The following is a 5,555-nucleotide window of genomic DNA, read 5'->3' as shown; positions in this document are numbered from 1 at the left end:
ATCAGCGATCTGCTGCCGCGCGGCGGACAGGTTTCCGTGCTGGAAGGCACGCTGTCCGCAGGGTTTGAGTATCCCGATCTCGGTCTGGTCGTCATCACGGAGGGACAGGTGCTGGCGCGCCGCAAAAAGGTGCAGCCAAAAAAATCCAACCGTGACCGCGTCAAGTCCTATACCGATCTGACCCCCGGCGATCTGGTGGTGCATGAGCACCACGGCATCGGCCGTTTTATCGGCATGGAGCGCATGACGGTGGACGGCGCGGAGCGTGATTTTGTCAAAATCGCGTTTGCGGGAACGGATTTTCTGTATGTTCCTGCGACCTCGCTCGATCTGATCTCCAAATACATCGGCGGGGGCGAACCCGAAAAGGTGCGGCTGAACAAACTTGGCGGCACAGACTGGTCGCGCTCCAAGCAGCGGGCCAAGGCGGCCGCCAAGGAGCTGGCCGAGGGCCTCATCAAGCTGTATGCCGAGCGGGCCAAGGTGAAGGGATACGCTTTCCCTGCGGATGATGCGTGGCAGCGTGAGTTTGAGGACGCCTTCCCCTATGAGGAGACCGACGACCAGCTGCGCTGCATCGCGGAGATCAAAATGGATATGGAGTCCGACCGGCCGATGGACCGCCTGCTGTGCGGCGATGTGGGCTTCGGCAAAACCGAGGTTGCGCTGCGCGCCGTGATGAAGTGCGTGCTGGCGGGCAAGCAGGCGGCGATTTTGGTGCCGACCACCGTGCTGGCGCGGCAGCATTACCTGACCGCTTTGCAGCGGTTTCAGGGGCATCCCATCAATATCGAGCTGCTGACCCGCTATAAAACCGGCTCGGAGCAGACCAAAATTCTGCAAAAGCTGGAGGCCGGTTCGGTCGATCTGGTGATCGGCACCCATAAGCTGTTTAATAAAAAAATCAAGTTTAAGGATCTCGGCCTGCTGGTGGTGGATGAGGAGCAGCGCTTCGGCGTTTCGCATAAGGAGACGCTCAAGGAGTTAAGCAAGACCGTGGACGTGCTGACGCTGTCGGCAACCCCCATCCCGCGCACGCTGAATATGGCGCTGTCCGGTATTCGGGATATGTCCTCGATCGAGGAGCCGCCGCTCGACCGCCATCCAGTGCAGACCTTCGTGCTCGAACAGAACGACGGCGTGCTGCTCGACGCGATCCGGCGCGAGCTGGCGCGCGGCGGGCAGGTGTATTATCTGCACAACCGGGTGGAGAGCATCGAGCGCTGCGCCGCCCTGTGGCAGCAGCGTCTGCCTGACGCCCGTCTCGGCGTTGTACACGGCAAAATGACGCAGAAGGAGATCGCCGCCGCCATGAACGCCATGGCTGAGGGCGAAATTGATATCCTGTTCTGCACGACCATCATCGAAACCGGCATTGACATCCCGAACGCCAATACCCTCATCATTGAGAATGCGGACCACATGGGTCTGGCGCAGCTGCACCAGATCCGCGGCCGCGTAGGGCGTTCGTCGCGCCATGCGTTTGCCTACCTGTGCTACCGGCGCGGCAAGGCGCTTTCCGAAGTGGCGCAGAAGCGCCTGTCCGCCATCCGTGAATTTGCCGCATTTGGTTCGGGCTTTAAGATCGCCATGCGCGATCTGGAGATCCGCGGCGCGGGCAATGTACTGGGGCCCGAGCAGTCCGGCCATATGATGAGCGTGGGCTATGACCTGTATCTCAAGCTGCTGGAAGAAGCCGTGCAGGAGGAAAAGGGCGAAACACCCAAGCCGCGTGTGGACTGCGCGGCCGAGCTGCTGCTCTCTGCCAATCTGCCGTCCGCTTATGTGCCGGATGCAGGCCAGCGGGTCGATCTGTACCGCCGCATCGCGCTCATCCGCACGGAAGAACAGAAGAGCGATATGCTCGACGAGCTGATCGACCGCTTCGGCGAGCCACCCGCAGAGGCGGTGGCGCTGCTCGATATCGCGCTGCTGCGCAGTCAGGCAAGCGAACAGGGCATTGCCGAGCTCAAGCAGAAGGACGGCCGCCTGCTGCTGACCTTTGCGGAAACCGATTTTGCGCGCCTGTCCGCCCTGTGCGGCGAGGAGCGCTTCCGCGGGCGGCTGCTGCTGAACGCAGGCTCCGCGCCGTATCTGTCGCTGCGGCTGAACAGGAACGAGACCGCGCTGGAAATGGCACAGCTGCTTGTGCAGCAGTATGCTGCGGCCGCAAAAACTGTGCCGGTTGCTTGACTTTCCGCCGTGCGGCTGATATACTGGCAATATAATATGGAAAGTATGCGAGGAAGCGGAAAGAGTAACCGTATCCCGCGCGGATAAGAGAGGCGCCCCACCGGCTGCAAGGGCGCTGCGCGCGGCGCGGCGAAGGTGCGTCCGCCGAGCATCGGGGTCAAACGCCCCGCGGGACACGCCCGTTACCGCGTATCCGAGTGATAAACAGGAGTGGAACCGCGACATTACGCCGCCTCTTTGGATAAAAGAGGCGGTTTTTTCATAAAATCAATCCAGTAAAGGAGTTTATCGTATGAAACTGTATAATACCCTGACCCGTCAGAAGGACGAGTTCGTGCCCATCACCCCGGGCGAAGTGAAAATGTATTCCTGCGGACCGACCGTGTACAACTATTTCCACATCGGCAACGCGCGCCCGTTCATCATGTTCGATCTGCTGCGCCGCTACTTTGAGTACCGCGGCTATAAGGTGACGTTTGTGCAGAACTTCACCGATATCGACGATAAGGTCATTAACAAGGCCAATGAAGAAGGCGTGGATTTCAACGAGATCGCCGAGCGCTATATCAAGGAATACTATGTGGATGCAGAGGGGCTTGGCGTCGGCCGCGCGACGGTACACCCCCGTGCGACCGAAACGATGGACGCGATCATCAGCATCGTGCAGAAGCTGCTGGACAACGGCCATGCATATCTGGCGGAAAACGGCGATGTGTACTTCCGCACCAAGTCCTTCCCGGAGTACGGCAAGCTGTGCCATATGCCGATGGAAGAGCTGCAGGCCGGCGCGCGCATCTCGGTGGGCGAGGTCAAGGAAGACCCGATGGATTTTGCCGTTTGGAAGGCGGCAAAGCCCGGCGAGCCGGCGTGGGATACGCCGTGGGGCTCGAAGGGCCGTCCGGGCTGGCACATCGAGTGCTCGGCCATGGCGTGCAAGTACCTCGGGGAAACGATCGACATCCACTCCGGCGGTCTGGATCTGATCTTCCCGCATCATGAAAACGAGATCGCCCAGTCCGAATCGGCAAACGGCAAGCCCTTTGCGCATTACTGGGTGCATAACGGATTTTTGACCATCGACAACGAGAAAATGTCCAAATCCAAGGGCAATTTCTTCATGGTGCGCGAGGCGGCGCAGGAGTTCGGTTATGAAACCATCCGTATGTTCATGCTGTCGGCGCATTACCGTTCCCCGCTCAACTACTCGGCGGAAAGTTTGGAGATGAACAAGGCGTCGCTGGCCCGCCTGTATGAGAGCCGCAATAACATGGAGTTCCGCATCGAAAAGGCGCAGGGCGACGCGATGACCGCAGAGGAAGCCGAAAAGCTCGAGGCGCTGACCGCGTACAAGCAGAAGTTCATCGACGCGATGGATGACGATATGAACACGGCGGACGCACTTTCCGCTATTTTCGAGCTGACGCGCGAGATCAACGGCTGGATGACCGCGCACGACGATGCGACGAAGGCATTCCTGACCGCAGCGCACGACCTGTTCATGGAGCTGACCGGCGTGCTCAACATCGTGCAGAAGCGCGAGGACGCCAAGGATCCGGACGCGGACAAGATCGAAGCGCTGATCACGCAGCGCGCGGCGGCGAAGAAGGAAAAGAACTTTGCGGAGGCCGACCGCATCCGCGGTGTACTGGCAGATATGGGCGTTACGATCAAGGACACCCGTCAGGGCACGCAGTGGAGCCGCGCCTGATCGCCTGACGGCGGCAGTGCGCATGGGAATGTTTTTTCGTTTGTGTTTGGCGCAGTTCCAACACAGGGCGTTGAAAAGAACATGTTTCTGACAGCAGAAAAGACCGGCCGTTGGGCCGGTCTTAGCTTGTCGAAAGAGTCTTCGCGCGAGCCGCGCGCATCAAATAGAAAATTGCAGCAAACTGCAATTTTCATAAAAACCCGCGACCGGTGCGTGGGTTTTCATACAAGGCGATGGAGAATTGTTCCAAAAGGGCGCGATTCGCAGTCGCAAGTTCGATCGGAAGCGTGGTTTCGATCGAGAGACTGTCGGCAAACAAAGTTTTCCGACAGTCTCAGGCCGGCCGCCCGGCCGGTCTTTGCCTGCGCGAAACGAAGTACAAAATATAGGAGTATCCGGATGGTAACACTTGGTATCATGCTCGCCGGAATCGCTGTGGGGCGTTTTTTCCCGGAGCGGCATAAGGCGAAAAACGAATGGGCACAGCTTGCGTTCACCCTGCTGCTGATTTTTTCCATGGGTGTCGGGCTGGGGCAGCGCGAGGGCTTTTTTTCCGAGCTGGCCGTGCTCGGCCTGCGGAGCTTTCTGCTGTTTTTGCTGCCCACGCTGTGCTCGGTGGCAGTGGTGTATGTGCTGACCCGCTGCTGCATGGGGGAAGGGGCTGCTGTCCGTGAAACGGCAGGAGGCCGTCCGGAATCCGCACCGGTGCAGATGGGCAGCGACCCGATGGTGTTTTTCGCGCTGGGCGCACTGCTGCTGGGCATGGTATGCGGGGCGTTTCCCGCCTGCGCGGCGGCGCTGGCGCCGCTGACCGCGCATACGCAGTGGCTGCTGTACGCGCTGATGTTCTCGGTGGGCATCAGTGTGGGGCTGCGCCGCGGCCTGCTGGAGAGCATCCGCAAATACCATATGCGCATTTTGGTCATCCCCTGCGGCATCATTGCAGGTTCGCTGCTCGGCGGACTGCTGTGCGGGCTGCTGCTGGCATATCCGGTCAATCAGACGGTTTCGGTTGCGGCAGGTCTGGGCTGGTACAGTCTTGCCGGCGTATCCATCGGCAATCTGGCCGGCGCCGAGCTGGGCAGCATTGCGTTTTTGAGCAACCTGATGCGGGAGATCGGAGCGTTTTTTATGATTCCCTATCTGGCGCGGCGGCTGAATTACTTCACCTGCATCGCCCCCGCGGCGGCCACCAGCGAGGACACCACCCTGCCCATGCTCATCCGCCACACCAACGAGGAGACCGTGGTGTTTGCCGTCATCAACGGAATTCTGTGCTCGGCCGCAGTGCCGGTGCTGATTACGCTCTGCTATTAAACCCGCGCGCGATCCGCGGCTTCCGGACGGATGCCGACGGATCTTTTTTTCTCCGCACCGCAAAGAAAAAAGAGCAGGGCATATTGCAGCCTTGCTCCTTATAAGCGGTATCTGTTTTGTCAGCCCAAACCGGAAGCGGCTGCGCCGGCAGAAAATTCATTTTCCAGATTTTTCAGCACATCGAAACACAAGCCGCCGTCACAGGTATAGAAAAACGGGTCTTTCCGGATGGCCGCATCGCCATTCAGCATGAACATGGGCACAACCGGCTTTTCTTCTTTATCCAGATAGGTGATTTTGAAACCATAGCCCAGCCTGCCCAGAGAGATACCCGCTC

Annotated in this window: 3 protein-coding genes and 1 pseudogene; 3 read left to right on the top strand and 1 reads right to left on the bottom strand. The window is 59.4% G+C overall.

Annotated elements, in window-relative coordinates; translation table 11 throughout:
• The 3 genes from mfd to ACOYIE_RS08865 form a co-directional block, all read left to right on the top strand.
• On the top strand, positions 1–2,193 hold a 2,193-nt coding region (gene mfd, locus ACOYIE_RS08875), incomplete at its 5' end, for a transcription-repair coupling factor (protein WP_433412431.1).
• 292 nt (positions 2,194–2,485) lie between these two features.
• Positions 2,486–3,901 (top strand): cysteine--tRNA ligase, encoded by a 1,416-nt coding sequence (gene cysS, locus ACOYIE_RS08870; protein ID WP_433412429.1) that lies wholly within the window; start codon positions 2,486–2,488, stop codon positions 3,899–3,901.
• 399 nt (positions 3,902–4,300) lie between these two features.
• Positions 4,301–5,218 carry a lysine exporter LysO family protein gene (locus ACOYIE_RS08865; RefSeq protein WP_433412428.1) on the top strand — a complete coding sequence of 306 codons (918 nt, stop codon included), beginning with the start codon at positions 4,301–4,303 and terminating at the stop codon, positions 5,216–5,218.
• Between the two features lie 119 nt (positions 5,219–5,337).
• Here ACOYIE_RS08865 and ACOYIE_RS08860 read toward each other — a convergent pair.
• Positions 5,338–5,555, bottom strand: a pseudogene (locus ACOYIE_RS08860) (hypothetical protein); the annotation flags it as partial.

It is taken from the genome of Agathobaculum sp. (assembly GCF_050946325.1).
Classification (GTDB): domain Bacteria; phylum Bacillota; class Clostridia; order Oscillospirales; family Butyricicoccaceae; genus Agathobaculum.
This window is presented reverse-complemented; position numbering and strand designations above follow the sequence as displayed.